Here is a 25,730-nt window from a genome sequence, read left to right as displayed (position 1 = left end):
GAAACACGACCTGATTTTGACCGCTTGTTGACCGGTCAGGCGCGGAAGTTGTCCATACAGGTTTCAGGTGAGGAGGGCCCGCCCGTACCAGTCCGCCGCGTCCCGCACACCGGGCAGGGCGAAGAAGTAACCCCCGCCGAACGGCTTGATGTAGTCGGTGAGTGGCTCACCCTCCAGACGCTTCTGGACCGTCTCGAACTGCCGGACCAGATCCTGCTGGTAGCAGCAGAACAGCAGGCCCATGTCGAGGTTGCCGTTGCTGTCCATGCCCCGGTCGTAGTTGTAGGCGCGGCGAAGGATGCGCTGGCCGGCGGTGGCGGTGGTACGCGGATTGGCAAGCCGGATGTGGGCGTCCAGGGGGATGACGTCGCCCTTGGGGTCGTCGGCGTAGTCGGGCGTGTCGTGCTCGGCGTTGCCGTCCAGCGGCGCGCCGGACTCGCGGGCGCGGCCGAACATCCGCTCCTGTTCACTGAGCGACACCCGGTCCCAGAACTCCACCAGCATCCGGATGAGCCGCACGACTTGATAGCTGCCGCCGACCGCCCAGTCCGGCTCGTCCATACCCTGGCCCACCCATACCAGGCGGTTCATCGCGTGCGCGTCGGTGGCGTCCGGGTTGGCGGTGCCGTCCTTGAAGCCCATCAGGTTGCGGGGGGTGCCGGTCGGGCGGGGTGGGCTGCTGAATCCGTCCAGGCGCCAGCGGACCTGCATAGCGCCCCGGGTGTGCCGCGCGATGTCGCGCAGGGCGTGCAGCACGGTGTCGGGGTCGTCGGCGTGCAGCTGGAGGCTGAGGTCGCCGTGGCACCAGTCCGGCTGAAGGTCGTCGTCGGGGAAGGAGGGCATCGCGGTCAGGCGGCGGGGCCTGAGCCCGCCGAGGCCGAAGCGGGCGTCGAAGAGCGCGGCGCCGACGCCGACGGTCACCGCCAGTGCGCGGGAGGGCAGTTCACCGCCGAGGACGCCGGAATCAGCGGGCGGTCCGGTGATGCCGACCGGCTCCGGCATGCCGCCCGTGGTCAGGAAGCGGGCGCGGTCGGTGAGCGTGCGCAGCAGGTCGGTCAGCTCGGCACGGTTCTCGGCGGTGACGTCGAAGGAGGTGAAGGCGCTGACCCGGCGCGGGGCCGCGAGCACCGACTGCTGGTGCCGGCCGTGGAACGGAGCAACGGCAGGGGTCGCAGCGGCGGCGGCTGTGCCAGGAGCGGTCGCACCTCCCGCGGCGAGTCCCGCCCCCGCGAGCGCCGCGCCGCGCAGGAAACCGCGCCGGGCGACCCTGCCCTGCTGCCGGGCCCCGGCCTCCCGTTCTGCCGTACTCATACCGTCCTCCGGGGATCGCACAGGGTCGCGACCGACGCGAGCCGCTCCACCAGGTCGTCGAGGACCGCGTCGACGGTCTCCCGCTGCGGACGGCTCACATGGGCCAGCGGCGTCCATTCGTCCCCGTGGCGAAAGCCGTCGAGAGTGTCCTGCGCGGTGGCCAACTCCTTCTCCAGTCGAGGCAGATCGCCGTACCGGGTGGCGAGCAGGGGCCGCAGGCGGGACAGGACATCGCGGGTGCCGTCGAGGTTGGCGCGGGCGGTGGCGAGGTTGCTGCCGCTGCCGTAGTCGGTGCGCCCGGTCAGCTCGAACTGCACGGTGTTCTCCAGGATCTCGTGCGCCCGCAGCCCCAGTTGGGCCGGGTCCATGCGCGTCTGCGTCCAGCTGTCGTGCAGCGCGGTGACGGCCTTCAGCAGAGCGGCCGCCGGGGCGCCCAGCTCGGCGGCGGACTGGCCGTGCCACAGCCCGTACTCGATGCGGTGGAAGCCGGTGAAGTCGTTGTCGTGGACGCCGCCTGGCAGGCCCGCGTCGGTGCCGTTGATCTCCCCGTCGGCGTCGCCGAACGCGTCGTACGCGGCACCGAGCCGCTCGTACTCCAGATGCGCCGGCAGCCAGGCGGCGCGGGCCCCAGCCAGGTCGCCCCGGCCGATCGCCTCCCGCAGCCTCGACGTCAGCCGTACGACGTCATCGAGGCCACTGCCCACCCACTTCTGGTAAGCGAGCGCGGGCGGGATCAGATCGTGCTCGGTGACCGGGGCCGCCGCCGGACCACTGCGTCCGGCGGTGATGCGGACCGTGGGTCCGGTGACCGCGTCGGCGTCGTCGGGCACGCACTTGAAGGCGTACGCGCCCTTGCCGAGACGCACGGTCAGCGGGCGGGTCGTGCCGGGGCCGATGTCCTCCAGTTCGCCGTACACGGACTGGCTCTTCGGGTCCTCCAGGTAGACCTCGGCGGGCCCGTCGGAGGTGTTGTGCACCTCGAAGACCTGCAGACCGGACACCGGATGGTCCCAGCCGTGGCCACAGCGGCCCGCCGACACCTCCACGGTCGTGTGCGGCAGCCCGTCCGAGGCCGCGCCGGCCGGTCGGGACCCGTGTGAGAGGACCAGCACTCCGGCCACCAGGCACACGAGAGTGAGCCCGAGGACACCCCACAGACGCGGCGACCTCCGTCTGAGGCCGGACAACACCATCCCGGCCTCCCGGGTCGTACCGTACGTGACCGCCTCATGCTAGGCAGCGGACTCCGCCCGAACGGCCGTCCAAAGGAACCCATGACCAAGAGTTCCCTCCCGGTTCACCGGAGGGCGCCGCGAGCTGGTCAGCTCTGGCCGGCCGAACCACTCATACGCTGCACAGAGGCCAGGTCATGCTCCGCGAGCTTCTTCGCGGTCGCGGCACCGTTGTCGCTGCCGTCGGTGGACAGCACGCTGACGACTGCCGTGCCGGCGCCGGCGGCGATCAGCGTGGTGCCGCTCCCCCAGGGGCTGTCGGTCAGCGTGACGGTGTACGCCTCGTCCCCGAGCCCTGCCATGGAGGCGCCGGTGACCTTCACGGTGCTGTGGGTGTCGGAGTCGGTGTAGGTCGGGCACCCGGAGACGACCTTCGCCACGTCCTTCACCACGTCCGCGGCCGTCGTACCGCGGTAGACGTCGATCTCCTGGTCGAGCTCGGCGGACGTGTTCTTGTTGATGTGGGAGTCCTGCGCGAAGGACACGCCCTCCACGCCGGTGAGGCTGATCCAGCTGGTGGCTCCGAGATCGGCGCAGTGCGACTTTGCGGCGCCCTTGGTGGCCGGTGCCTGGCAGGTGTCTCCGGTGTCCCGGGCGAGACCGGGGTCGGCGGCGAAACCGGTCGGGAACTAGGACGCGGGAGCCAGGGCCTTCTTCAGCTGCGTGCCCGTCAGCAGACCAGTGTGATCAGCCAAGGGGCGGTCAAGAGCGGTGCCGAGCCGCACCGGCCACCTGACCGGCCACCTGACCGGCCGCCAGCCGCTGCCGTCGGCGTGCGGTAAGCGCCAGACCGCCGCGCCCCACGTGGCGGCGCGGCCTCGGCACCGCCTGGCGGCCGCGGCCTCGGCACCGCCCCGGTGACGCCGGTGGAACGGGCAGTGCCTCACCCGCGCTGTCGTGGCTGACGGCGGGTTACTCCCCGGTCAGCAGGTGGCGCACGACGTATCCGGCGGAGTCCACGCCGGATCTGCCGCCTTCGACCAAGGCCGCGACGGCGATGCGGGAGTCGTACGCGGTCAGCCAGCCGTTGGTGTGGTCGCCCTCCTCCGCGGTCCCCGTCTTGGCGCCCACGCCCGCCAGCCCGCCCAGCCGGGGCGCGGCGGTGCCGCTGGTGGCCACGCTGCGCATCATCGACTGCAGGTATCCGGCCGTGCGCGCGGAGATGGGGCGGGATGCGGCCTCTTGGTGCTGTCCGGGCAGGATGACCGGCTGCTCGAAGCCTGCGTTGCGCACGGTGGCCGCCACCGAGGCCATGAAGAGCGGTGTGGCCGTGACCTTGCCCTGGCCGATGAACTGGGCCGCCTGGTCGCCGCCCTGCGCGTCCGGCGGGATGCTCGGGTCGGTGGTGGCGACGCCGCCGCCGATGGACCAACTGCCCATGCCGAAGACGTTCACCGCCTCGTCGTGCAGGGCGGAGGCGTCGCCGTCATGCACGAGGTGGTGGAAGCCGTCCTTGATGAAGGAGGTGTTGCAGGACACGGTGAACGCCTGGGCGATCGTGGAGCCGGGGTCGGCCCTCACGCCGGGATCGTTGTGGAACGACTGGCTGTTGGCCATGAGCGAGTCCGTACAGGGCGCCGGGCTGTCCGGGGTGAGGCCCGCCTGGTCGAACAGGGCTGCCGAGGTGACGATCTTCATGGTGGAGCCCGGCGACTTGATGCCGTTGATGGCGATGTCGCCGTCCGCGCCCGTGTGGGCGATCGCGAGGATATGCCCCGTTCGCAAGTCGAGCGCTACCGTCCCGGCTGGCTTGCCCTGTAGGTGAGCGTCCTTCACCGCGGTCTCGGCCACCGACTGAAGAGGGGCGTCGATCGTGGTCCTGACGACGGCAGCCCGGCCCTTTGAGAAGACCTTCAGTGTCCTGACGCCCGCGCCGGTGCCGTCGATCACGGCCACGCCCGTGCCGGGGGTTCCACCAGTGGGCTTGGCGTTCTTCCGGATCGTCGCCGTGATGTCCCGCAGGGACGCGAAGGTGGACAGCTCTGTCTTTCCGTCGTCGGCGACCACCTTCACGGTGCTCGCGTCGGCCGGCAGCCTGCCCGCGGTCAGCGACTGGCCGTCGCCCAGGCCCGGGTAGAGCACCGAGTTGTTCCAGTGGACCGCCAGCACGCCGTCTGTACTCTTCCGCACCGCCACCGCGCTCGGGTAGCTCCAGGTGCCACCCGCGACCTGCGCGGTGACGTCGAAGGTGACCTTGGTGGCGCCCGGCGTGGCCGTTGAGGAACCCGCCGAGCGAATGTGATCAGACGACAGCTTCTTCACATGCAGGCCGTTTGCGTATCCCCGCAGTGCCTGTGATGCCGCGTCCGGCAGATCGGTGTCGCCCGCCGCGTCGCCGAGGTGCTGCTTGGACCAGTCGTCAAGGAACGCACGGGCCAGTTTGACGGCTTCGGCGTCCGTCGGCGGCGTACTCGATACGGCCGACGGGTCAAACGTACGCGCCGCCTTGGTCCGAGCGTCGCCCGCGGAACCGGTGGTCAGGGCATGAACCACGTTGTAGGCGCCGATTCCGCCGACGACGACCAGCGCGGTGCACGTACCGGCAAGGCCGATCTTCGCAGCTTTGTTCACATGCCGGATCGTATGCGCGTTCCCTCTACCTATTTACAGGTCATGGGTAGATCATTACCGGATCAACAGCATGAGGTGGGGCCCGCACCCGCGTCTCACTCTCCACAGCGCTCCGCCCCGCCGGATGAGATCAGCGGGGGGATTCACCAACAGCGTCGGAGCGCTCAGGTGGGGCTTCGTCTCGTGGCTCCGGGCAGACCCCGCCAGCATGCACCCAGCGGGCCTCGCCCTTTCACCGGGCCGTCACGGGCGCTGCCTCACGTCTGTCACCAACTACGCCCCCCGAACCGCGACACCTTGACCTCCCCTTACGCCCCGAGCCTGGAATTCGCCGCGGGGCAGGTCGCTGTCGGGCGATCACCATGCCGGGGCCAGAGGCGACGGCGCACACGGAGCGCGCGACGTCCAGCGGCTCCCGCAAGCCTGCCGCCCTGGAGGCGAAGCCGGTGTCCCGCCGACGGGCACACCGCGTCATTCCGCAGGAATGCGAAACTCGAATTCGGGACGGTCCCACGGCACGACGGGCGGGTTCGCGAACGCGGTCCCTGTCCGCACCGCACCGACACGGTGGTAGAAGTCCTCGGCGAGAACATGCGACACGACCTTGACACGGTCGATCCCGGCCGCACGGGCCGTGGACTGCATGTGCGCGACCAGCAGCCGTCCAATACCCCGTCCCTGCACGTCGTCGGCGACGAACAGCAGGTCGAGCTCCGGCGGAGCGAGGACGAGCGCGTAGAACCCGAGGACCCGGTCTTCATGCTCGTCGGCGCCGACGGCCACGAAGGTGCGGTGAGCCTCGATGTAGTCAGGACCGACCCGGTAGCCCGCGACTGCGGCTGCGTACTTGCCCTTGTAGGCGCCTGAGCCACGCACGAGCCGCGTGAGCCGTTTGGCATCCCGTGCGGCGGCCCTCCGGATCGTGATCGACCGGCTGATCGGGGAAGTGCGAGAACCCATCGGGAGAGTATGCCGCACCGGCGAATGCCGTCGTGTGGCGGATCGGCTGCTCTCGCGCAGGCACTCCCGGACGGGACGGCCATGACACGCTCACCGTCGGTTCCGGCACCGCCGACGCGGGTCCCGGGATCCTTACACCCGGCTCCCGGATATCACCGGTGAACCTCACACCGCCTTCCTTGATGTGCCCGGGGAGCGGGGGCGACGAAGCGGGGGTGCGCAGGCGCGGGGATGGGGGCGCCGAGGCGTGTTCAGAAGTCGCTCGGCAGACCGAGGCCAGTCAGGGCGCCCACCGGGTCCAGGTCGGGGGTGCCTCTCGGCCACCAGTCGTCGTGGCCCGGCTCGGACTCGTAGGCGTACCAGAGGCCGTCGCGGCCGAGGCGGAGCTGGAGGTGGCCCCGGGGGTGGGTGAGGTGGTTGCGCCAGGGGCGGAAGGCGGGCAGGTCGGCAGCGAGCAGGAGGGGGCGGGCACGGTCGAACCGCCCGGCCGGCGGGTCCCAGGGCTCCTCCAGTACGGCGAGGCCCTCCAGCCCTCCCTGACGCCAGGCGGCGACCGCACGGGCCAGGTCGGACGGGGTGCGGCCCGCCGCCGAGGCGAGGGACGAGTAGAGCGACCGGGTGCCGGCGGTGAGTCCCACCCCGGGGCGGGCGGCGGCCAGGCGGACCGCGTCCTGCCAGAAGGTCAGCTGCCCGACCGGGTCACGGCCGGTGCCGAGCAGGGCGTGGGCGCGGGCGGCGGCGTCCGTGGCGAGCTGGTCCAGCGCGAAGGGGTCCGGACCGCCGGGGGCCGCCGGGTAGGCCGGGGGCTGCGCGGGGTGCGCGGGCGGAGGCAGTGGTGCGGGCAGGGGCGGAAGGGCCCGCGACGCGAGGACCTCCGCGGCCCGCACGCCGGGCAGGGGCGCCGGGCCCTTGTCGCGGGCGGCGCGCGCCGCGCGGGTGGCACTCAGCCGGGACAGCGCGTCCAGCAGCTCCCGCTCGCCCCGGCCGCGCAGCAGGAGCAGGACGAAGGGGTCGGCGTCGAGCAGCCGGGCGGTCTGGTAGCAGAGGGCGGCCGCGTGCTTGCAGGGGTGACCACGGTCGGGGCAGCTGCACCGGGGCTCCAGATCACCGGGGCCGGGCAACAGCGGCACGCCGCACTCCGCGAGGGACTGGGGCATCTCCTTGTCGAGCAGCGCGGCGATGTGCCCGGGGCGGTCGGCGGCCGCATCCAGGAAACGGTCCCAGTCGGTGTCGTCGAGGGTGCGCAGGCGCACCTGGACACGGTACGGGCGGGGGCGGCTGCCCTGGACGTAGGCCAGCACGAGTCCGGGCGTCACGGTGATGGCGTCGACATGCCCCTGCCCGGCGTACCCCCGCCCGCGCTCCAGCCGCTTCACATCCAGCGCGCCCTGCTCCAGCGCCCCGATCCAGGCGTTCCCCCACCAGCTCTCGGCGAAGCGGTCGCCGTCCCGGGGCGGGAAGGGCGGGAAGGTACGGCGGAGTTCGTGGTCACGAGTGGGGGCGGCCATGGAACGGGCTGCCCGGGGCGTGCTGCTGACCGCGGAGGTCGTGGGCGAGGCCGAGGCCGGCGCGGGACCGGCGGTCACGGAGCTGGCCGGCGCGGGGCGGCGGGGCGAGGCGGGGCCCGAAGCCGGGGGCGGCGGGGCCGGGGCGTCGGCGCCTGCGGCGGCGCCGGGGTCCCGGAGGGCCGGGCCGCCGGTGTGCACGGCCGGGCCCGTGCTCCCAAGTCCCGGAGCATCGGTTCCGGCCAGGGCAGCGGGACCGGAGTCCGGGACGGCCGAACCGTCGGCGTGCGCGGCCCGGCCCGAACCCCCGAGTCCCGGGGCACCAGGCTCGACCGGAGCGACGGCGCCCGCGGCGGGACCGGAGTCCGGGACGGCCGAACCGTCGGCGTGCGCGGCCCGGCCCGAACCCGCGAGTCCCGGGGCGCCAGGCTCGACCGGGGCACCGGTGCCCGCGGCGGGACCGGAGTCCCGCAGAGCCGGACCCCCGGTGTGCTCGACCGGTCCCGCACGCCGGACTCCGGAAACGCCGGGCTCGACCGGGGCGTCGGTGGCGGGGCCGGGGTCCCGCAGGGCCCGACCGCCGGTGCGCGCGATCGGACCCGGATCCATGAGTCCTGGGGCGCCGGTTTCGGCCGGGGTGTCGGCGCCTGCGGCGGGGCCGGAGCCCGGGAGGGCAAGGCCGTCGGCGGGCGCGACCGAACCCGGATCCACGAGTCCTGGGGCGCCGGTTTCGGCCGGGGTGTCGGCGCCTGCGGCGGGGCCGGAGCCGGGGAGGGCCGGACCGTCGGCGGGCGCGACCGGACCCGGACCCCCGAGTCCCGGGGCGCCGGTTCCGGCCGAAGCGTCCCAGGGCTCGGGCCGGGAGCCCGGGCTTCCGGTTCCGTCCTGCGCCTCTGGACCCGGTTCGGTCAGGCTGTGCCCGCTGTCCGGCGTCTCTTGGCCCGCCCCGGCCAACCCGTGCCCACCCGGCACCTCCGGGCCCGACCCGGCCACCCCGTGCCCGCCACCCGACACCTCCGGGCCCGACCCGGCCAGCCCGGGATGGTCGTCGGAGGTCGGCTCCTGCGAGTCCGGCATCCGGAAGGCGTCGGACAGGAATCGCCGTATGTCATGCGCGGCCGAGCCGGGGGCGTCCGTGGCGGCGCGGCGCGCAGCCGCTGCTCTGTCGTCGACGTGGCGTTGCCGGGCCCGGCGCCTGCGGCGCGCACCTTCCCGTTCGGTCTCCTCCCGGGCCCGCCGCGCGTCGTCCCGTGCCGCGCGCAGCGCCTCACGCGCGACGTCCGCCGCCCGCGGCTCGGTACCCGCCCGGGCAGCGGATCGCGCGGGGGCCCCACCGGCCGGGGTGTCCCCCGTCGGGCTCGGCCGCGGGCCGCCTGCTGCCCGCGGCCCGGGCGTCGCGGCCGGAGAGCCCGTGTCCTCCGGCGCGTCGGCGACGCGGGGCGCGCTCGCGGCCTCCGACCCGCCATCCGCTTCGGTGGCGGCCATGCCGTCCTGCCCACCGGCCTCGTCGGGGTCTTCGGCGCCCTCGGCACCCCCGGCGGCCTCCGTGGCGCCGGTGACCCGAGGCGCACCCCGGTCACCTCGCCCACCAGCGGCAGCCTCGGGCGCATCCGCCTCCCCGGGTGCGCCGGCCCGCTCCGGGGAGTGAGGGGCCTCGAAGGCATCGGTGTCCCCTTGTCCGCTCCCCCGCTGCTCGGACACCGCCCTCCGCAGCGCCTCGCGGGCCGCGTCTGCCGGTCCGGGTGTTTCCTGGGCGGCGGCTCCCCCGGCCGGGGACGGTTCCGGACGGGCTGCGGATGCCCGGTCGGGGTCCTGGGCCGCCCGTTCCCGGGCCTCCCGCAGGGCCCGGCGGGCCTCGTCGGCCGGGCCGGGTGTCATGACGACCTCCGCAGGGACACCAGGTCGGACAGCTCCCGGTCCGTCAGTTCCGTGAGGGAGGACTCGCCGGAGCCGAGGATGGCGTCGGCCAGGGCGCGCTTGGACTGGAGCATCTCGGCGATGCGGTCCTCGACGGTGCCCTCGGTGATGAGGCGGTGCACCTGAACCGGCTGGGTCTGGCCGATGCGGTAGGCGCGGTCGGTCGCCTGTTCCTCGACGGCCGGGTTCCACCAGCGGTCGAAGTGCACGACATGTCCCGCCCGGGTGAGGTTGAGGCCGGTGCCCGCCGCCTTGAGCGACAGCACCAGGACGGGCGTCGAACCGGCCTGGAAGCGGTCCACCATGCGCTCCCGCTCGGGGACCGGCGTACCGCCGTGGAGGAGGTCGACCGGGACCGCGCGGGTGGCCAGGTGCGAGGTGATCAGGCGGGCCATCCCGACGTACTGCGTGAAGACGAGGGCGGATCCGTCCTCGGCCAGCAGCGTGTCCAGCAACTCGTCGAGGAGGGCGAGTTTGCCGGAGCGGGCGGCGAGCCGGTCGCCCGTGGCCGGATGCTCCTCCTTGAGGAACAGCGCCGGGTGGTTGCAGATCTGCTTCAGCGATGTGAGGAGCTTCAGCACCAGGCCGCGGCGGGGCATGCCCTCGGCGGTCTCGATGGCGAGCATCGACTCGCGCACCACCGCCTCGTACAGCGCGGCCTGTTCGCGGGTGAGCGGGACGGGATGGTCGGTCTCCGTCTTGGGCGGCAGCTCTGGCACGATGCCCGGGTCGGACTTCTTGCGGCGCAGCAGGAAGGGCCTGACCAGCCGGGCGAGGCGCTCCACCGCCTCCTCGTCCTCGCCGTTCTCCACGGCACGCGCGTGCCGGGCGCGGAAGGACTTCAGCGGGCCGAGGAGGCCGGGGGTCGTCCAGTCGAGCAGGGCCCACAGCTCCGAGAGGTTGTTCTCGACGGGCGTGCCCGTCAGGGCCACGCGCGCGGGAGCCGGGATCGTGCGCAGCGCCTTGGCCGTGGCCGAGTAGGGGTTCTTGACGTGCTGCGCCTCGTCGGCGACGACCATGCCCCAGGTGCGGTCGGCCAGGGCGGGGGCCGCCGAGCGCATGGTGCCGTAGGTGGTGAGGACGAAGCCGCCGTCCAGGTCGTCGAGGCTGCGGTCCGGACCGTGGAAGCGGCGGACCGGCACGCCGGGGGCGAAGCGGTTGATCTCCCGCTGCCAGTTGCCCAGCAGGGAGGCGGGGCAGACGACCAGCGTCGGCTCACGGCGGGCGCGCTTCAGATGCAGGGCGATGAGGGTGACGGTCTTGCCGAGGCCCATGTCGTCGGCGAGGCAGCCGCCGAGACCGAGGGTGGTCATCAGGTCTAGCCAGGCCAGCCCTCGGAGCTGGTAGTCCCGGAGGGTGGCCTGAAGGGCCGGGGGCGGTTCGGCCGGGCGGATCCCCGCGGTCAGGCGGTCGCGCAGGGCGGCCAGCGCGCCCACGGGGACGGCTTCGACCGTCTCACCGTCCACGTCGGCCGTGCCGGTGAGGGCCACGGACAGGGCGTCGACCGGGTCGAGGAGGCCCAGGTCCCGTTTGCGGGCCTTGCGGACGAGCGCCGGGTCGACCAGTACCCACTGGTCGCGCAGCCGGACGACCGGGCGGTGGGCCTCGGCGAGCGCGTCCATCTCGGTGTCGGTGAGCGGGTCGCCGCCGAGCGCCAGCTGCCAGCGGAACCGGAGGAGGTCCTCGCTCTCGAAGAAGCCGGTGCCGTCGGTCGCCGAGCCGGGGGCCGGGCGGACCACCGCCGCGGCGGACAGGTCCTGTGCGAGGTCCCGCGGCCAGTGCACGGCGACCCCGGCCGCGGCGAGCCGGGTCGCCGCGACTCCGAGCAGGTCGCTCAACTCGTCCTCGGTCAGGGCCAGCACGTCGGGCACGTCCTGGTCGGCGAGCCGGTCGAGCGGAGGCCAGACGCGGGCCGCGCGGCGGACGGCGAGGGCCGCGTCCACGCGGGCGCGGGGCCCGAAGGCGTCGTCGGCCTCCCCCGCCCACAGGGCCGCCGCGTCGGCCACGAGGGTGGGGTCGGCGAGGCTGTGCACCTGGACGATCGCGGCGCCGGCACTACGGCCGTCGGAGGCGTCGTCGAACAGGTCGTACGCCGACAGGTCCAGGCGGAGCGAGATCCGCACGCCGGCGTCCATGCCGGCGGCGACCTCGGCGGCCCAGTCGTGAGCGGCGGGCAGGTGCTGGGGTTCGCGCGCCGCGAAGGGCCTGCCGGAGGTGTGGGGCGCGGCCGGGGTGCGGGGCAGGGTGTCGGCGACCGCGTCCAGGAAGGCGCGCACCAGCGCTTCCGGTTCGGGCAGCCGGAGCGGGCCCGGGCCGGGCAGCGGGACGGCGTGGCCCTCGTAGGGCAGGGCGGCGGCGACGGCGCGCAGGTGCGCGATGTCGTCCGGGTCGAGGGGGCCGGCGCGCCAGGCGTCGTGGCCCGTGGGAGTGAGGCCGGGCAGCAGCCGGCCGCGGGCGGTCAGACGCAGGGCGTGGAGGGCGGCGGCGCCCCAGCAGGCGGTGGCGGGGTGGGCCCCCGGGTCGTGCCGGGCGCGCACGAGGAGCGGCAGGGCCACGTCGAGCGGGAGGGTCAGCGCGGGGGCGGTGTGCCGCCGGACCCCGGCGGCGCCGTGCCGTCGGACGACGGTCAGCTCGGTGGCGGCGGTGTGCTCCGGGTCCCCGGCGGGGAGGGGTTCGCCCTCGGGGTTCCAGAAGGCGACGCGTCCCTCGCGCGGGAGGGGTGCGGGCAGGAAGACGGCCGGGAGCCGGACCGGGACCGCGGGCGCCTCGGCCCGCTCGGCCACCGCAGTCGTGTCGCCCATACGTCCGGTCACCTCCCGCCCGTGTTTCGGATCAGCTGTCTCCGACTCTACGGGCGGGGTCTGACAATCGGCTCCGGGGACGGTCAGGGCACGGTCCGCGCGACCACGTACACCCAGGGGTACGCCGGGTTGGACAGGTCCACGACCACGTCGTGGGTGGGGGCCGGGTTCTTCTGCCGGTGGACGAAGCCGTACCAGGAGTCGGTCGTGGCGAACTTCCAGCCGGTGACCTTCCGGTCGCGGGCGCCGATGGTGATGTCGCCCTGTTTCAGGTCCTTCCGGGTCACGCCCAGGCCGGTCAGGTAGGCGTCGAGGCCGGCGGCGTTGGTCTCGAACTGGGTGTAGAGGCGGCTGGTCTTCCAGTTGTTGGTCTCGTAGTACGCCACGTGCCAGGCCGGGTGCGGGACGGGCACCTGGTAGATCCGGCGCTGGAGCTTGGAGGGCCAGCCCTCGGTCAGGCCGGTCGCCGAGTACTTCGCCTCCTTGTCCTTGCCGCTGTCGCGGCTCTGGTTCGCGGAGATCACGAGGTAGCCGGCCGGGATGCCGATGAGCAGCACGATGATCAGCAGGGTGAGGGCCCTGCGGCGGATCATGTGGCGGCGGTCCTCGACCGGGCGGTCCGGCTCGTCGGGCCAGGATCCCTGGTGGGGCAGGGAGGCGGTCACGGCGTCTCCTGGGTACTGCGGAGCGACTGCGTGTAGCGCTCGTACCGCTCGTGGCGCTCCACGCGGCGGCGCTTGGCGCGGCGGAAGCGGCGGGCGACCAGCCGGGCGAGGTCGGCGGCGCCGACCATGCCGGCCTCGGGGCCGAGCTGGGCCCGGACGATACGGGCCTCGGGGCGGTAGCCGCGGCCGGTGAGGTGCCGCTTGAAGGCGTCCCGGGCCGGGGCGATCAGCAGGTCGTCGGCGGCCGAGACGCCGCCGCCGATCACGAAGCAGGACGGGTCGAGGGCGGCGGCGAGGTTGGCGATGCCGACGCCGAGCCACTGGCCGATGTCCTGGAGCAGCTCGATGCACATGGCGTCGCCGTCACGGGCCAGCTCGGTGATCATCGGGCCGGTGATGTCGCCGATGCTGCCCTTGACGTGCTCGATGATCCCGTACGCGACGGGCGAGTCTGCGGCGGCCAGCTCGCGGGCCTCGCGGACCAGGGCGTTCCCGGAGCTGTACTGCTCCCAGCAGCCGCGGTTGCCGCACGGGCAACGGTGGCCGCCGGGCACGACCTGCATGTGGCCGAACTCGCCGGCGACGCCGTACTTGCCGCGCTTGACCTGGCCGTCCTCCAGGATCGCGCCGCCGATGCCGGTGCCCAGGGTGATCATGACGAGGTGGTCCTCGCCCCGGCCGGCGCCGAAGCGCCATTCCGCCCAGGCCGCGGTGTTGGCGTCGTTGTCCACGAGGACGGGGACGGAGAGCCGGCCCGACAGGCGGTCGCGGAGCGGTTCGTTGCGCCAGGACAGGTGGGGGGCGAACAGCACGCGGTTGCGGTCGGCGTCCACCCAGCCGGCCGCGCCGATGCCGACGGCGTGCACGTCGTGCCGGTCGGAGAGGTCCAGGACCAGCTCGGCGATGGTGTCCTCGACGACCTTGGGGCTCTTGGACTTGTCCGGGGTCTCCGTGCGGAGCATCTCCAGGATGTTGCCGTCGGCGTCGACGACGCCCGCCATCACCTTCGTACCGCCGATGTCGATGCCGACCGTGGGCACGCGAGGTGCCGTCAGGTGCGAGCGGCGCTCCCGGGTGCCGACGGTGCGGAGCACGGTGGCACGGCGGGAGCCGATGGGGGCGGTGAAGTCGCGGTAGGTGCTCATCGCCGCCGATTCTGCCTCACGGTGGGGGTGCGTGCGGAGCGGGGCAGGGGCGGGGTGGTGCGGGTCATTGCCGGGTGCGGGCGGGTCGGGGCTGAGTGCGCAGTTCCCCGCACCGCCGAGAACTCAGCTCCGCACCAGGAGCTGGAACTCGAACGAATAGCGCGTCGGGCGGTAGGTGTGTGTGCCGTATTCCACTGTCCGGCCCGTGTCGTCGAACGTGACGCGTTGCATGGTGAGCAGCGGCGCGCCCGTCTCCTCCGCCAGGCGTTCCGCCTCCTCCGTCGTCGCCGCGCGGGCGCCGATCGACTGGCGGGCGCTGTGCAGGGTGATGCCCGCCGCTCGCATCAGACGGTAGAGGCCGGTGGTCTCCAGCTGGTCCGTGTCGAGGTCGATGAGGCCGGGGGGCAGGAAGTTGCAGAGGTAGGCCATGGGCTCGCCGTGGGCGAGGCGGAGGCGTTCCACGCGGTGGACGTCGCTGTCCTCGGCGACACCGAGCGCGGCGGCGACCTCGGCGGAGGCGGGGACGAGCTTGTTGACGAGGACCCGGGTGGCCGGGCGCTGGCCCGCCGCTTCCAGGTCGTCGTAGAGGCTGCTGAGCTCCAGGGGGCGCTTCACCTGGCTGTGCACGACCTGGGTGCCCACGCCGCGGCGGCGGACGAGGAGGCCCTTGTCGACGAGCGACTGGATCGCCTGGCGGACGGTGGGCCGGGACAGGCCGAGCCGGGCGGCGAGTTCGATCTCGTTGCCCAGCAGGCTGCCGGGGGTCAGCGTGCCGTGCTCGATCGCGGCTTCCAACTGCTGGGACAGCTGGAAGTACAACGGCACGGGGGAACTGCGGTCCACGCTCAGCTCAAGCTGCACGGTCGGGTCCACTTCTGGTTTCGGCACGGGGCGAGCGTAGCTCCGTGCGTGGTTGACGGGAAGTCGTGTAGTCAGATTGTCCGGACATACAGATTGACAGCGGCGCGTCGGGCACGCACTTTGTTTTCATGCGCATCGGCGTCATCGGTACGGGCCGCATCGGCACCATCCACGCGAACACGCTCAGCCGGCATCGCGACGTCGGCTCCCTGATCCTCACGGACGCGGACGCCGCCAGGGCCCAGGAACTGGCGCACCGGCTGGGTGAGACGGCCGCGCCCGGCGTGGAGGAGATCTTCCGCTGGGGGGTCGACGCGGTGGTGATCACGACGGCCACGTCGGCCCACGCCGAACTGATCGGTCGGGCAGCACGCTCGGGGCTGCCGGTGTTCTGCGAGAAACCCATCGCGCTGGATCTGCCGGGGTCCCTGAGCGCGATCTCCGAGGTCGAGACGGCCGGGACGGTTCTCCAGATGGGCTTCCAACGCCGCTTCGACGCGGGCTACACGGGCGCGCGCGAGGCCGTGCGCTCCGGCCGGCTGGGGCGGCTGCACACCGTGCGGGCCCTCACCAGCGACCAGGCGCCGCCGGACGCCGCCTGGCTGCCGCTGTCCGGCGGGCTGTACCGGGACACGCTGATCCACGACTTCGACGTGCTGCGCTGGGTGACCGGCCGGGAGGTGACGGATGTCTACGCCGCCGGGTCCGACGCCGGTCCCCGGATGTTCCGCGAGGCGGGCGACGTCGACACCGCCGCCGCGCTGCTCACCCTGGACGACGGCACCCTCGCCACCCTCACCGCGACCCGGATGAACGGGGCCGGCTACGACGTGCGCATGGAGCTCGCCGGGGAGCGCGACCAGATCGTGGTCGGCCTGGACGACCGTACGCCGATCGCGTCCACCGAGCCGACCGGGCCACCGGCCGCGGACAAACCGTGGACGGGCTTCCTGGAGCGCTTCGGCCCCGCCTACGAGGCCGAGCTGAACGCGTTCGTGGAGGTCGTGCGGGGCGAGCGGGCCAACCCCTGCGACGGGCGCGAGGCGCTGCAGGCGCTGCGGATCGCCGAGGCGTGCGAGCTGTCGCGGCGGGGCCGCAGGCCGGTACACCTCGCGGAGATCGCCGGCGCCTCCCCCGCGTTCGCCTGACGGCGAGCCGCCGCGGTCAGTGCTCTTCCTGCTCTTCCTCCAGGAGCCCCGCGTCGTAGGCGAGCAGCGCGATCTGCACCCGGTTGTTGAGGTCCAGCTTGGCCAGGATGCGCGAGACGTGCGTCTTCACGGTGGCGACGCTCATGAACAAGCCGGTGGCGATCGCGGCGTTGGCCAGGCCCCGGCCGACCGCGACGGCGACCTCGCGCTCGCGGTCGTTGAGGGCGGCCAGGCGTTCGCGCGCGCGGGTGCGGCGCGTGTCGGCCGCGGTGCCGACGGCGTGCCGCATCAGCTGCCGGGTGACCGTGGGCGACAGGACCGGGTCGCCGGCCGCGACCCGGCGCACCGCCGCGAGGATCTCCGCCGGCGGGGTGTCCTTGAGGACGAACCCGGCGGCACCCACCCGCAGCGCGCGCAGCACCTGCTCGTCGGCGTGGAACGTGGTGAGCACCACCACCTGCGGGGCGTCCTCGCGGGCGCGCAGCCGCTCCGTGGCCGTGAGACCGTCCACCGTCGGCATCCTGATGTCCATGAGTACGACGTCCGGGCGGGTGCGGTCGACGAGGGCCTCCACCTCGGCGCCGTCCGCGGCCTCGCCGACGATCTCGATGTCGTCGGCGCCACCCATCATGAAGGACAGCCCGGCCCGCACCAGCGGATCGTCATCGACGAGGAGCAGTCTGATCGCAGTCATGGGCCTCACGTAATCACGGCCGGGCCGGTCTGTGGGGCACAAGCCGTCACCCCCAAGGCAGCCACGCCCGCACCTCGAACCCGCCCTGCGGGGTGGGTCCGTGCTCCAGCCGGCCGCCCGCGAGGGTCGCCCGCTCCGTGAGGCCGATCAGGCCCTGGCCGGAGCCGGGGACGGGTGGCACCTCGCCCTCGGGCGGCGGGTTGTGCACGAGGACGTCGAGGCCGGTGCCCGGGGCGCCGGTGACCGTCACCGTCACGTCCGTGCCCGGTGCGTGCTTGCGCGCGTTGGTCAGGCCCTCCTGGGCGATCCGGAAGGCGGTGCGGCCGACGGAGGACGGGACGGCGGCGGGGTCCTCGACGCGGTGGACGAGGGAGACCTTCATGCCCGCCTCGCGGGACTCGGCGACCAGGGTGTCCAGCGCCGCGAGCGTCGGCTGCGGACGGCCGGTGTCGTCGGGCTCGCCCGCCCGCAGCACACCGATGATCTCCCGAAGGTCCTGGAGCGCGTCGTGCGCGCTCTCCCGGATCACGCCCGCCGCCCGCGCCGTCTGGGCCGGGGGCGCGTCGGGCCGGAACTCCAGGGCGCCGGCGTGCACGCTCAGCAGGGTCAGCCGGTGGGCGAGCACGTCGTGCATCTCCCGCGCGATGGCCTCGCGGGCGAGCCGCTGCCCCTGCTCGGCCCGCAGCCGCGCCTCCGTCTCGGCGCGCCGGGCCCGGTCCTGGAGGCTCACCATGAGCTGCCGCTTGGCCCGTACGAACATGCCCCAGCCGACGACGGCCACGGTGAGCAGCCCGGCGAAGAGCACGGCCACCAGGTAGGGGAGGTCCGCTTCGGGGCGCACCCAGTAGTAGAGGGGCACCAGCGCCACGTTGACGCCGCCCACCCAGGCCACGTACCGGAAGGGGCGGTGCACGGCCAGGGTGAACAGGGCGATGAGGCCCGCGGCGCCCGAGGTGTCCGAGAAGACGTTGAGCGGGGTCAGCGCCACGGCCAGACCAAGGGGCCAGCGGCGCCGCAGCCAGACGGCCGCGCAGGCCAGCGCGCCGATCACCTGGTCGACGACGGCGAGTCCGTCCGGCACGTGGGGATTGTCGGCGAGCGCCTCGACGGCCGTCAGGCCCACCCCCACGGCCAGCAGGAAGCAGGAGAAGTCGACGACCCAGTCGCGGGCGGTGCGCCGGGGCCGCCGCCCGGCCCGTGCGGCGTCGGGGTCGAGTTCGTGCAGGAGGGCCGACGGGAAGAACCATCTGCGCCCGGTCAACGGCGCGGGCGTCTCTCCCACCGGTACCGGAGCTCCCACCGGTACCGGGGAGGCGTGCCCCACGTCGTCACCACTCACGAGGGCCAAATCTACGCAGCGCAGGCCCGTCGCACCCGCCCTCGCGCCGGATCGTCGACCAAAGTCGCCATGGCGCAGACTTTCGATGCCGTGGTGGCTCCGGAGCGGGGACTTCCGCTCCCGGCGGCCCGCCTCGCGGCCGATGTGCGTGGGGGCCCGCGGGGCGAGGCTGACGGCATGAAGCAGGTACTGGAGATTCTCGGCTTCCTCGCCCTGGTCCAGGGCGTGGCGGGCCTGGTGCACGAGTTCACCGACTGGAACTGGGGCCTGGTGCAGCGGCTGGGGTTCCTCGACGGCTACGAGGTCTACGCGAGCGTCGCGTTGCTCGTGCTGGGTGTCGCCCTGTTCGCGGCGGCCGGGAGCCGGAAGTCCGTCTGAGCAGCCCGACGGACGTCCGGCCCGCGGCCCCGTCCGGGCTCAGCAGCCGTAGTCGACCAGGTCGAACGACTCGTAGTGGTCGGCCGTGTAGTAGTCCTCCCGGTTCTGCTCACCGGTGACGATGCGCCGCGCTCCGCGGGTGGAGGAGCCCGGGGTGATGACCGTGTACTCGTGGTAGTAGCCGGACGACTGGCCGGGCAGGATGCCTTCCCGGTTCTGGAAGACGGTGCCGTCCTGGTCGAACGGGTAGGGGCCGCCCTGCTCGATCAGGTCGAGCGTGTCGTGGGCCTGGGACGGCAGGGCGCTGTAGCAGATGTCGCCGACGGCGGTGGGGGCGGCGTCGGCCGTGGTGGCGGAGACGGTTCCGCCGACGAGGAGGGCGGACAGGAGGGCGGCTGCTGCGCCGAGCCGCGAGGCGCGTGGGGGGAGATTCATGGACCTCATGATGACGCGCGTAGACGCTGGCATGTCAATGACAAGCATGGAGAATTTCCTGTGAAGCCCCGTGCGTTCGCGGGAAGTTCACCCACGCACCGGCGCCCTCACGCCTCCTCCGGCAGTCCGAACTCGCCGTACTCCGGGCGGCCCTTCAGGTCGTACGTCTGGACCGACACGCCCGCGCCGGTGACGCTCCCGCCGGTGTGCTCGAACGCGGTCGGTACGGCGCCCTCCGTGAACAGCCGGAACCCGGAGCCGAGCACGACCGGGAAGGTCAGCAGGTGCAGGGTGTCGACGAGGTCGAGCGCCAGCAGGGAGCGGACGAGGGCACCGCTGCCGTGTACCTGGACCTCGCCGTCGGTGCGCTCCTTCACGGCGGCGACCTCCTCGGCGAGATCACCGGTCAGCACCGTGGTGCCCGCCCAGCCGGGATCCGTCAGGGTCGAGGAAGGCACGTACTTCGGCAGCGAGTTCAGCTTGGAGGCGACCGGGTCGGCGGGGTCGGTCACCTTGGGCCAGTACGTGGCGAAGATGTCGTAGGTGCGGCGGCCGAGCAGGAAGGCGCCCGGGCGGGCGAAGACCTCGTCGATGAACCGGCCGAAGTCCTCGTCGGCGTACGGGAAGCTCCAGCCGCCGTGGGTGAAACCGCCCCGGGTGTCCTCCTGCGGCCCGCCGGGGGCCTGGTAGACGCCGTCGAGGGTGACGAAGAGGGTGGAGACGAGCTTGCCCATGGCGGGTGCCTTCCTTCCGGTGGGCCGGGATCTGCTGTCATCGGTTCAGACCCCGCCGCCGCCCGCAACTCATCGCTGGGCCGTACGCCCGTCCCCCGGCACGACGCACGCCGCGGGCGGTCTCACCTCGACGTCCGTTCGCCGCCAGCGCCGGTGCCGTGCGGCCGCTGGGATGGACTCATGACCACTCAGGGAACTCTGTACGGCAAGGTGGCTCTCGTGACCGGCGGGAGCCGTGGGATCGGCGCGGCGACGGCGGTGCGGCTGGCGCGGGAGGGGGCGGACGTGGCCGTCAGCCATGTGAACGGCAAGGAGGCGGCCGAGGACGTCGTCCGGGAGGTGGAGGCGCTGGGGCGCCGGGCGGTGGCCGTGCGCGCGGACCTGGCGCAGCCTGCCGAGGCAGCCGCCGTGGTGGACGCGGCGGCCGAGGCGCTGGGCGGGCTCGACATCCTGGTCAACAACGCCGGTGTGGGGGTGCTCGGGCCGCTGGAGACCCTGTCGCTCGCGGAGGTGGACCGGGTCCTGGACGTGAACGTAAGGGGTGTCTTCCTGGCCTCTCAGGCGGCCGCGGCGCGGATGCCCGAGGGCGGGCGGATCATCACGATCGGCAGTTGCATCGCCCAGCGGGTGCCGGGGCCCGGCGGGACGCTCTACGCGATGAGCAAGGCGGCCCTGGCCGGTCTGACGAAGGCGCTGGCCAGGGAGCTGGGCGGACGCGGGATCACGGCCAACCTCGTCCTTCCCGGCCCGATCGACACGGACATGAACCCGGCGGACGGGCCGTACGCGGCCGGCCAGGCGGCGATGACGGCGCTGGGCCGGTTCGGGACGGCGGACGAGGTGGCGTCGATGGTCGCCTGCCTGGCGGGGGCGACGTACGTGACCGGGGCGGAGTTCTCGGTGGACGGGGGCCACGCGGCGTGAGGCGCGTGGGGCGCACCGGTGCCGTCCGGCGGGTGCGTCCCACGGTCCGGCGGGTGAGCCCCATGGTCCGGCGGGTGAGCCTCACGGTCCGGCTGGTGAGCCCCACGGTCACGGGATTGTTCAGCCACCCAGCTCCTGGTGGCGTGCCACCAGCCGGCTCGTGCCCTCCTGGGTCAGGGAGCCGAACAGGCGCAGCCGGGAGATGCCCCCGTCGGGGAAGATGTCCACGCGCGCGTGCGTGCCCACGGCCGGGGCCGGCAGGACGAAGCGGTGGTTGGTGTCGGGCTGGAGGCGGGTGCGGGGCAGGATCTCCTGCCAGTCGCCGTCCTCGCCGTCCCTGACCGACACCGACGCCCAGCCGGCGCTGTTGCCCTTGAGGTAGGCGGTGTCGATCTCCAGGGCCCGGATCTGCGCCTGGGCGGCCAGCCGGTAGCGGATCCAGTCGTGGCCCTGGTCGCGGCGGCGGCGGGTCTCCCAGCCGTCGTCCATCTTGAGGGAGCGGCCCGGCTGGATGGTGTTGGAGGCGGGCGAGTAGAAGCGGTTGGAGGCGTCCTCGGCCCGGCCGCCGTTCTCCAGGGCGACGACGTCGAAGGTGCCGAGCGCCTCCAGCCAGGCCGGGTCGGGGACGACCTCGCCGTGGACGCGCAGGCGCGCGATGCCGCCGTCGGGGTGCTGGTTGACCCGCAGGTGCGTGAAGCACTGCTCGACGTCGACGGCGAACCCGTTCGCCGCGTGGCCGCCGACCGGGGTGCGCGGGACGAGGGTCGTCCACTTCACGTCGTCCCCGAGGAGTTCCTCCGGCGACGGGGAGCCGATGACGCGGGTGCCCTCGACGGAGACGGCCTGCGGGTAGTTGCCGCGGAAGTGGGCGGTGTCGACGACGATCCCGCGGATCACGCCCGGGGCGCCGAGGCGGACCAGCGCCCAGTCGTGGTCCTCCTCGGTCGGCCAGGGGTGGCCGGCGGAGGCGCCCCGCCGGCGGCGCGTCTCCCAGCCGTCCATGATCTTGCCCTTGTGGCCGAAGTGCTCGGGGTCGAACTCGGCGGGCCCGGGCACCAGCAGGTTCTCGCGCTGGGCGAAGAACTCGTCGTTGGCGGCGATGACACCGGCACCGAGACGCCGGTCGGCGAGGTCGGTGTACTGGGTGAAGGGGAAGTCGGCGGTGCGGTAGTCCGCGTACGGGTCGCCGCCTCCGTAGGGGTTCGCGTCGCCGGTGAAGCTGGGGATCGCCGTCACGATGATCAGGTCTGCCTTTCGGGTGTCCGGGAGGGGATTCAGTGGGTCCGGGTGAGGAGCCGCCCCTTCGGTTCGGTGAACTCGCCGTCCGCGACGATGCGCTGCCCGCGCAGCCAGGTGGACTTCACGACGCCGTGCAGGGTCCTGCCGGCGTAGGCGGTGACGCGGTTGCGGTGCTGGAGGGCGACCGGGTCGACGGTGAAGGTCTCGTCGGGGGCGAGGACGGCGAAGTCGGCGTCGCGGCCCACCGCGATGGCGCCCTTGCGGTCGTCGAGCCCGACCAGTTCGGAGGTGCGCGCGGACATCCAGCGCACCACGTCCTCCAGGCCGTGCCCGCGCCTGCGGGCCTCCGTCCAGACCGCGGCCAGGCTGAGCTGGAGGCCGGAGATGCCGCCCCAGGCCGTCGCGAAGTCGTCGGTCTTCAGGTCGGCCGTGGACGGGGAGTGGTCGGTGACGACGCAGTCGATGGTGCCGTCGGCGAGCGCCTGCCAGAGCAGGTCCTGGTTGGCGGCCTCGCGGATGGGCGGGCAGCACTTGAACTCGCTGGCACCGTCGGGGACTTCCTCGGCGGTGAGGGTCAGGTAGTGGGGGCAGGTCTCCACGGTGATGCGGACGCCCTCCGCCCGCGCCTCGGCGATCATCGGCAGGGCGTCGCTGGAGGAGAGGTGCAGGACGTGCACGCGCGCGTGGAGGGCCTTCGCCTCGCGGATGAGCTGAGCGATGGCGGTGTCCTCGGCGTCCCGGGGGCGGGAGGCGAGGAAGTCGGCGTACTTCGGGCCGGGCTGCTGCGGGGCGGCGGCGAGGAGGCGGGGGTCCTCGGCGTGCACGATGAGCAGTCCGTCGAAGGCGGCGATCTCGGCCATGGTGCGGGCGAGGGGGTCCCGGTCCAGGTGCGGGAACTCGTCGACGCCGGACGGCGACAGGAACGCCTTGAAGCCGAACACACCGGCCTCGTGCAGCGGGCGGAGCTCCTTGATGTTGTCGGGCAGCGCGCCGCCCCAGAAGCCGACGTCGATGTGTGCCTTGTCGGCGGCCACCCGCTGCTTGGTGCGCAGGTGCGGGACGGTCGTGGTCGGCGGGAGGCTGTTCAGGGGCATGTCGACGAGAGTCGTGATGCCGCCGGCCGCCGCGGCGCGGGTGGCGGTCCAGAAGCCCTCCCACTCGGTGCGGCCCGGGTCGTTGACGTGCACGTGCGTGTCGACGAGGCCGGGCAGCAGGACGTGGTCGCCCAGGTCCTCCAGGCGGGCGCTCTCCGGTACGGGCGCGTCGTACGGGAGGACGGCCGTGATCGTGCCGGCGGCGACCGCGACCGATGCGGCGCGGGTCCCCTCGGGAGTGATGACACGCGTCGAGCGAAGCACCAGTTCAGCGTCGGACACCCGAACCCCTTACTTCCAATCACTTCCGCGTAACGGAATTCAACTTTCTGTTGAAGGAGTCTTCACTCCCTCTTCCGCGACGTCAAGGGCACACTGGACTGCGGCGCCCTTCGGTGCACACTCCTGGACGTTTCCACAAAGCGGAATTAAGCTTCCAGCACGCAGAACGTAGCTACGTACAAGCGGGGAGTCAACCGACTGCCGGGTAGGCTTCTGCCCTTCCCGCCCGCCCCGAAAGGAACGCCGTGCCGACGTCCAGCGCCAGCACCACCGACTCCGCCCGGTCCTCCGCCAACGGCGGCGTCCAGTCCCTGGAGCGCGCCTTCGACCTGCTCGAACGGATGGCGGACGCGGGCGGCGAGGTGGGCCTGAGTGAGCTGTCCGCAAGCAGCGGCCTGCCCCTGCCGACCATCCACCGCCTGATGCGCACACTGGTGGCCTGCGGGTACGTACGTCAGCAGCCCAACCGGCGGTACGCGCTCGGCCCGCGCCTGATCCGCCTCGGCGAGTCGGCCTCCCGGCTGCTGGGCACCTGGGCACGGCCGTACCTGGCACGACTGGTCGAGGAGACCGGCGAGACGGCGAACATGGCCCTGCTGGACGGGGACGAGATCGTCTACGTCGCACAGGTGCCGTCGAAGCACTCGATGCGGATGTTCACGGAGGTCGGCCGACGGGTGCTGCCGCACTCCACGGGCGTCGGCAAGGCCCTGCTGGCCGGTTTCCCGCCGGAGGAGGTGCGGGCGCTGCTCTCCCGTACGGGCATGCCCGCGGCGACGGAGAAGACGATCACGACGCCCGACGGGTTCCTCGCGGCCCTGGAGGACGTGCGCCGCCAGGGCTACGCCATCGACGACAACGAGCAGGAGATCGGGGTCCGTTGCCTCGCGGTCCCGGTGCCCGACTCCCCCACCGCCGCGGCCATCTCCATCTCGGGCCCGGCGGGACGGGTCACGGAGGCGGCGACGGACAAGATCGTGCCGGTGCTCCAGCAGGTCGCGGGGGAACTGTCCGTGGCGCTCGCGAGTCAGAGTCCCGCGTAACGGCAGGGACCGCAGCCGCGGCTGCAAGCCGGGGTCGCGACCGCACCCGGGCCCCAGGCGCTCGGATCAGCCCGCCGCCTCGCGGGGCCCGGTGCGCATTCCGGGCTTAGCCCTGGCCCCGCACCGGCCCCCCGAAGAGATCCACCGCCCGCCGGACCTCCCTCAGTTCTGCGGACAGCGCGCTCACCGAGCCGATCGCGCCCGCGATCAGCAGCAGAGAGCGGCGCAGGCAGGAGGTCTCGGGGATGCCATCGGCGGCCATGGCGGCCATGGCGGCCAGTTCCTCCTCGGCTATCGTCCGGTCGGCGAACTCGCCCGGATGGGCGGCCAGTCGGCGGCGCAACCGCGACACGGCGGAGCGCAGCTCCGTCACGCGCGGATCCTCCTCGCCGCCGGTCACAGGCCCCTGCCGCTTCTGCTCGACGCTCCGCAACACAGTCCTCCCCCTCGCACCTCGCCGTGCGCGTGCCCTTCCGACGCGAAGTCCCCCACACCGGGCAGCCGTCGGGCACCCGGCCGGTCGGTGCGGGCGACAGTAAACGACGCGGACCACCAGGCGCCAGTCCATTGCGTCATCGACTTGTTTCGCTGAGTGACTTTCTGGCCCGAGGCGCACGCCCGTGCGACGCGCACCCCGCGCCGTCGCACCCCTGTGCGGGGCGTGCGGTATGCAGGAGCCATGACGACACGGGAGACGACGGACGGGGCGCCGGCGGTTGCGGGACTGCTGCTCGCGGCAGGTGGTGGACGGCGGCTCGGCGGGCGACCCAAGGCACTGCTCCCGCACCGGGGACGGCCTCTGGTGGAGCACGCCGTGCGGGTGCTGCGGGAGGGTGGCTGTGCGACCGTCCACGTCGTGCTGGGCGCCCGGGCCGACGAGGTGCGCGCCCGGGCCTGGCTCCCGGGGTGCGTCCTGGTCGACAACCCCGACTGGGAGCAGGGCATGGGGACCTCGCTGCGCGCCGGGCTCGGCTCGCTCGCCGGCACGGGTGCCGGGGCCGCCCTGGTGTCACTGGTCGACCAGCCCGGCATCGGACCGGAGGCGGTGGCCCGGGTCCTCGCGGCCTGCACGGGCGGATCGTCGCTCGTTTCCGCTTCATACGACGGTGTGCGCGGCCATCCGGTGCTGTTCGGCGCCGCCCACTGGGCGGGCGTCGCCGCGACTGCGCAAGGGGACCGGGGGGCACGCGCCTATCTGAAGGAGCACCGGCCGGAGGTCGCCCTCGTCGAGTGCGGGGACGTCGCCCGGCCCTTCGACATCGACACCGAAGCCGATCTGACCCACCTGGAGTGAGCGGGGTGGCACGAAGCGCCACCTTGCCTCGACCCGGAGAATCTCGACATCAACAGACGATTGAACTTCCACTATGAGGAAACTAGTATCCACTGTTCAGAAGCGCCCGTCTGCTCCGCGGGCGCCGAACGCCGTATCCGGGAAGACTGGCACCCGGT

General features: G+C 73.2%; 22 protein-coding genes. 5 read left to right on the top strand and 17 right to left on the bottom strand.

The genetic code is table 11. The annotated features are described in order from the left end of the window. Positions 1-63 precede the first annotated feature (63 nt). From efeB to A4E84_RS32430, 10 genes are all read right to left on the bottom strand, one after another. Positions 64-1,311, bottom strand: a complete 1,248-nt coding sequence (gene efeB, locus A4E84_RS32475) for an iron uptake transporter deferrochelatase/peroxidase subunit (protein WP_062929967.1) — start codon at positions 1,309-1,311, stop codon at positions 64-66. Further along, positions 1,308-2,432, bottom strand: coding sequence for an EfeM/EfeO family lipoprotein (locus A4E84_RS32470; protein WP_418082236.1), 1,125 nt, complete (start codon positions 2,430-2,432; stop codon positions 1,308-1,310). The genes efeB and A4E84_RS32470 overlap by 4 nt, the downstream gene beginning before the upstream one ends. Before the next feature lie 200 nt (positions 2,433-2,632). Then, a complete protein-coding gene (locus tag A4E84_RS41455; protein ID WP_062929965.1) occupies positions 2,633-3,037 on the bottom strand; it encodes a hypothetical protein in 405 nt (134 codons plus the stop codon). Between the two features lie 418 nt (positions 3,038-3,455). Next, positions 3,456-5,114, bottom strand: a complete 1,659-nt coding sequence (locus A4E84_RS32460; protein ID WP_062929964.1) for a penicillin-binding transpeptidase domain-containing protein — start codon at positions 5,112-5,114, stop codon at positions 3,456-3,458. 471 nt (positions 5,115-5,585) lie between these two features. Further along, complete coding sequence (locus A4E84_RS32455) at positions 5,586-6,074, bottom strand: GNAT family N-acetyltransferase (RefSeq protein ID WP_062929963.1); 489 nt, start codon at positions 6,072-6,074, stop codon at positions 5,586-5,588. A gap of 251 nt (positions 6,075-6,325) precedes the next feature. Then, positions 6,326-8,188, bottom strand: coding sequence for an SWIM zinc finger family protein (locus A4E84_RS32450; RefSeq protein WP_107308533.1), 1,863 nt, complete (start codon positions 8,186-8,188; stop codon positions 6,326-6,328). 1,265 nt (positions 8,189-9,453) lie between these two features. Further along, positions 9,454-12,297, bottom strand: coding sequence for a DEAD/DEAH box helicase (locus tag A4E84_RS32445; RefSeq protein ID WP_062929962.1), 2,844 nt, complete (start codon positions 12,295-12,297; stop codon positions 9,454-9,456). Between the two features lie 83 nt (positions 12,298-12,380). Next, positions 12,381-12,962: a hypothetical protein gene (locus A4E84_RS32440; protein WP_062929961.1), complete on the bottom strand. Its 582-nt coding sequence runs from the start codon at positions 12,960-12,962 to the stop codon at positions 12,381-12,383. Then, entirely contained in the window at positions 12,959-14,107 is a 1,149-nt protein-coding gene (locus tag A4E84_RS32435) for an ROK family glucokinase (RefSeq protein ID WP_062929960.1), read from the bottom strand. The genes A4E84_RS32440 and A4E84_RS32435 overlap by 4 nt, the downstream gene beginning before the upstream one ends. Before the next feature lie 123 nt (positions 14,108-14,230). After that, a complete protein-coding gene (locus A4E84_RS32430; RefSeq protein ID WP_174569526.1) occupies positions 14,231-14,968 on the bottom strand; it encodes a GntR family transcriptional regulator in 738 nt (245 codons plus the stop codon). Positions 14,969-15,096: 128 nt separating this feature from the next. Here A4E84_RS32430 and A4E84_RS32425 point away from each other — a divergent pair, with 128 nt between their 5' ends. Next, on the top strand, positions 15,097-16,116 hold the full coding sequence (locus A4E84_RS32425; RefSeq protein WP_062929958.1) for a Gfo/Idh/MocA family protein: 1,020 nt from the start codon (positions 15,097-15,099) through the stop codon (positions 16,114-16,116). Between the two features lie 16 nt (positions 16,117-16,132). Here the strand turns inward: A4E84_RS32425 and A4E84_RS32420 are convergent, their stop codons facing one another. After that, a complete protein-coding gene (locus A4E84_RS32420; RefSeq protein ID WP_062929957.1) occupies positions 16,133-16,810 on the bottom strand; it encodes a response regulator in 678 nt (225 codons plus the stop codon). Between the two features lie 46 nt (positions 16,811-16,856). Then, positions 16,857-18,110 carry a sensor histidine kinase gene (locus A4E84_RS32415; RefSeq protein WP_107308532.1) on the bottom strand — a complete coding sequence of 418 codons (1,254 nt, stop codon included), beginning with the start codon at positions 18,108-18,110 and terminating at the stop codon, positions 16,857-16,859. A 216-nt stretch (positions 18,111-18,326) separates the two neighbouring features. Here A4E84_RS32415 and A4E84_RS32410 point away from each other — a divergent pair, with 216 nt between their 5' ends. Then, positions 18,327-18,527: a hypothetical protein gene (locus A4E84_RS32410; protein ID WP_062929955.1), complete on the top strand. Its 201-nt coding sequence runs from the start codon at positions 18,327-18,329 to the stop codon at positions 18,525-18,527. 39 nt (positions 18,528-18,566) lie between these two features. Here the strand turns inward: A4E84_RS32410 and A4E84_RS32405 are convergent, their stop codons facing one another. After that, complete coding sequence (locus A4E84_RS32405; RefSeq protein WP_174569479.1) at positions 18,567-18,962, bottom strand: ribonuclease domain-containing protein; 396 nt, start codon at positions 18,960-18,962, stop codon at positions 18,567-18,569. Between the two features lie 107 nt (positions 18,963-19,069). Continuing rightward, positions 19,070-19,696 carry a dihydrofolate reductase family protein gene (locus A4E84_RS32400; RefSeq protein WP_062929953.1) on the bottom strand — a complete coding sequence of 209 codons (627 nt, stop codon included), beginning with the start codon at positions 19,694-19,696 and terminating at the stop codon, positions 19,070-19,072. A gap of 180 nt (positions 19,697-19,876) precedes the next feature. On the opposite strand from A4E84_RS32400, the gene A4E84_RS32395 reads away from it, so the two are divergent. Then, positions 19,877-20,620 carry an SDR family oxidoreductase gene (locus tag A4E84_RS32395; protein WP_062929952.1) on the top strand — a complete coding sequence of 248 codons (744 nt, stop codon included), beginning with the start codon at positions 19,877-19,879 and terminating at the stop codon, positions 20,618-20,620. A 120-nt stretch (positions 20,621-20,740) separates the two neighbouring features. Here A4E84_RS32395 and alc read toward each other — a convergent pair whose 3' ends face one another. Together alc and allB are read right to left on the bottom strand one after the other, a co-directional pair. After that, positions 20,741-21,856 (bottom strand): allantoicase, encoded by a 1,116-nt coding sequence (alc, locus tag A4E84_RS32390; protein ID WP_062929951.1) that lies wholly within the window; start codon positions 21,854-21,856, stop codon positions 20,741-20,743. Positions 21,857-21,894: 38 nt separating this feature from the next. Beyond that, positions 21,895-23,235, bottom strand: a complete 1,341-nt coding sequence (gene allB, locus A4E84_RS32385) for an allantoinase AllB (protein ID WP_062929950.1) — start codon at positions 23,233-23,235, stop codon at positions 21,895-21,897. A 245-nt stretch (positions 23,236-23,480) separates the two neighbouring features. Between allB and A4E84_RS32380 the strand changes: the two genes are divergently transcribed. After that, entirely contained in the window at positions 23,481-24,278 is a 798-nt protein-coding gene (locus A4E84_RS32380) for an IclR family transcriptional regulator (RefSeq protein ID WP_062929949.1), read from the top strand. Between the two features lie 106 nt (positions 24,279-24,384). Here the strand turns inward: A4E84_RS32380 and A4E84_RS32375 are convergent, their stop codons facing one another. Then, on the bottom strand, positions 24,385-24,714 hold the full coding sequence (locus A4E84_RS32375) for a DUF5955 family protein (protein WP_062929948.1): 330 nt from the start codon (positions 24,712-24,714) through the stop codon (positions 24,385-24,387). Positions 24,715-24,957: 243 nt separating this feature from the next. Here A4E84_RS32375 and A4E84_RS32370 point away from each other — a divergent pair, with 243 nt between their 5' ends. Continuing rightward, a complete protein-coding gene (locus tag A4E84_RS32370; RefSeq protein ID WP_062929947.1) occupies positions 24,958-25,572 on the top strand; it encodes a nucleotidyltransferase family protein in 615 nt (204 codons plus the stop codon). Positions 25,573-25,730 lie beyond the last annotated feature (158 nt).

Source organism: Streptomyces qaidamensis (assembly GCF_001611795.1).
In the GTDB taxonomy this organism is placed as follows: Bacteria; Actinomycetota; Actinomycetes; order Streptomycetales; family Streptomycetaceae; genus Streptomyces; species Streptomyces qaidamensis.
This window is presented reverse-complemented; position numbering and strand designations above follow the sequence as displayed.

Excerpts from the sequence above, each read along its gene's own strand:
- efeB (WP_062929967.1), bottom strand. The coding sequence starts at position 1,311 with ATGAGTACGGCAGAACGGGAGGCCGGGGCCCGGCAGCAGGGCAGGGTC.
- A4E84_RS32455 (WP_062929963.1), bottom strand. The coding sequence starts at position 6,074 with ATGGGTTCTCGCACTTCCCCGATCAGCCGGTCGATCACGATCCGGAGG.
- A4E84_RS32450 (WP_107308533.1), bottom strand. The coding sequence starts at position 8,188 with ATGGATCCGGGTCCGATCGCGCGCACCGGCGGTCGGGCCCTGCGGGAC.
- A4E84_RS32445 (WP_062929962.1), bottom strand. The coding sequence starts at position 12,297 with ATGGGCGACACGACTGCGGTGGCCGAGCGGGCCGAGGCGCCCGCGGTC.
- A4E84_RS32435 (WP_062929960.1), bottom strand. The coding sequence starts at position 14,107 with ATGAGCACCTACCGCGACTTCACCGCCCCCATCGGCTCCCGCCGTGCC.
- A4E84_RS32425 (WP_062929958.1), top strand. The coding sequence starts at position 15,097 with ATGCGCATCGGCGTCATCGGTACGGGCCGCATCGGCACCATCCACGCG.
- A4E84_RS32420 (WP_062929957.1), bottom strand. The coding sequence starts at position 16,810 with ATGACTGCGATCAGACTGCTCCTCGTCGATGACGATCCGCTGGTGCGG.
- A4E84_RS32410 (WP_062929955.1), top strand. The coding sequence starts at position 18,327 with ATGAAGCAGGTACTGGAGATTCTCGGCTTCCTCGCCCTGGTCCAGGGC.
- A4E84_RS32405 (WP_174569479.1), bottom strand. The coding sequence starts at position 18,962 with ATGAATCTCCCCCCACGCGCCTCGCGGCTCGGCGCAGCAGCCGCCCTC.
- A4E84_RS32400 (WP_062929953.1), bottom strand. The coding sequence starts at position 19,696 with ATGGGCAAGCTCGTCTCCACCCTCTTCGTCACCCTCGACGGCGTCTAC.
- A4E84_RS32395 (WP_062929952.1), top strand. The coding sequence starts at position 19,877 with ATGACCACTCAGGGAACTCTGTACGGCAAGGTGGCTCTCGTGACCGGC.
- A4E84_RS32370 (WP_062929947.1), top strand. The coding sequence starts at position 24,958 with ATGACGACACGGGAGACGACGGACGGGGCGCCGGCGGTTGCGGGACTG.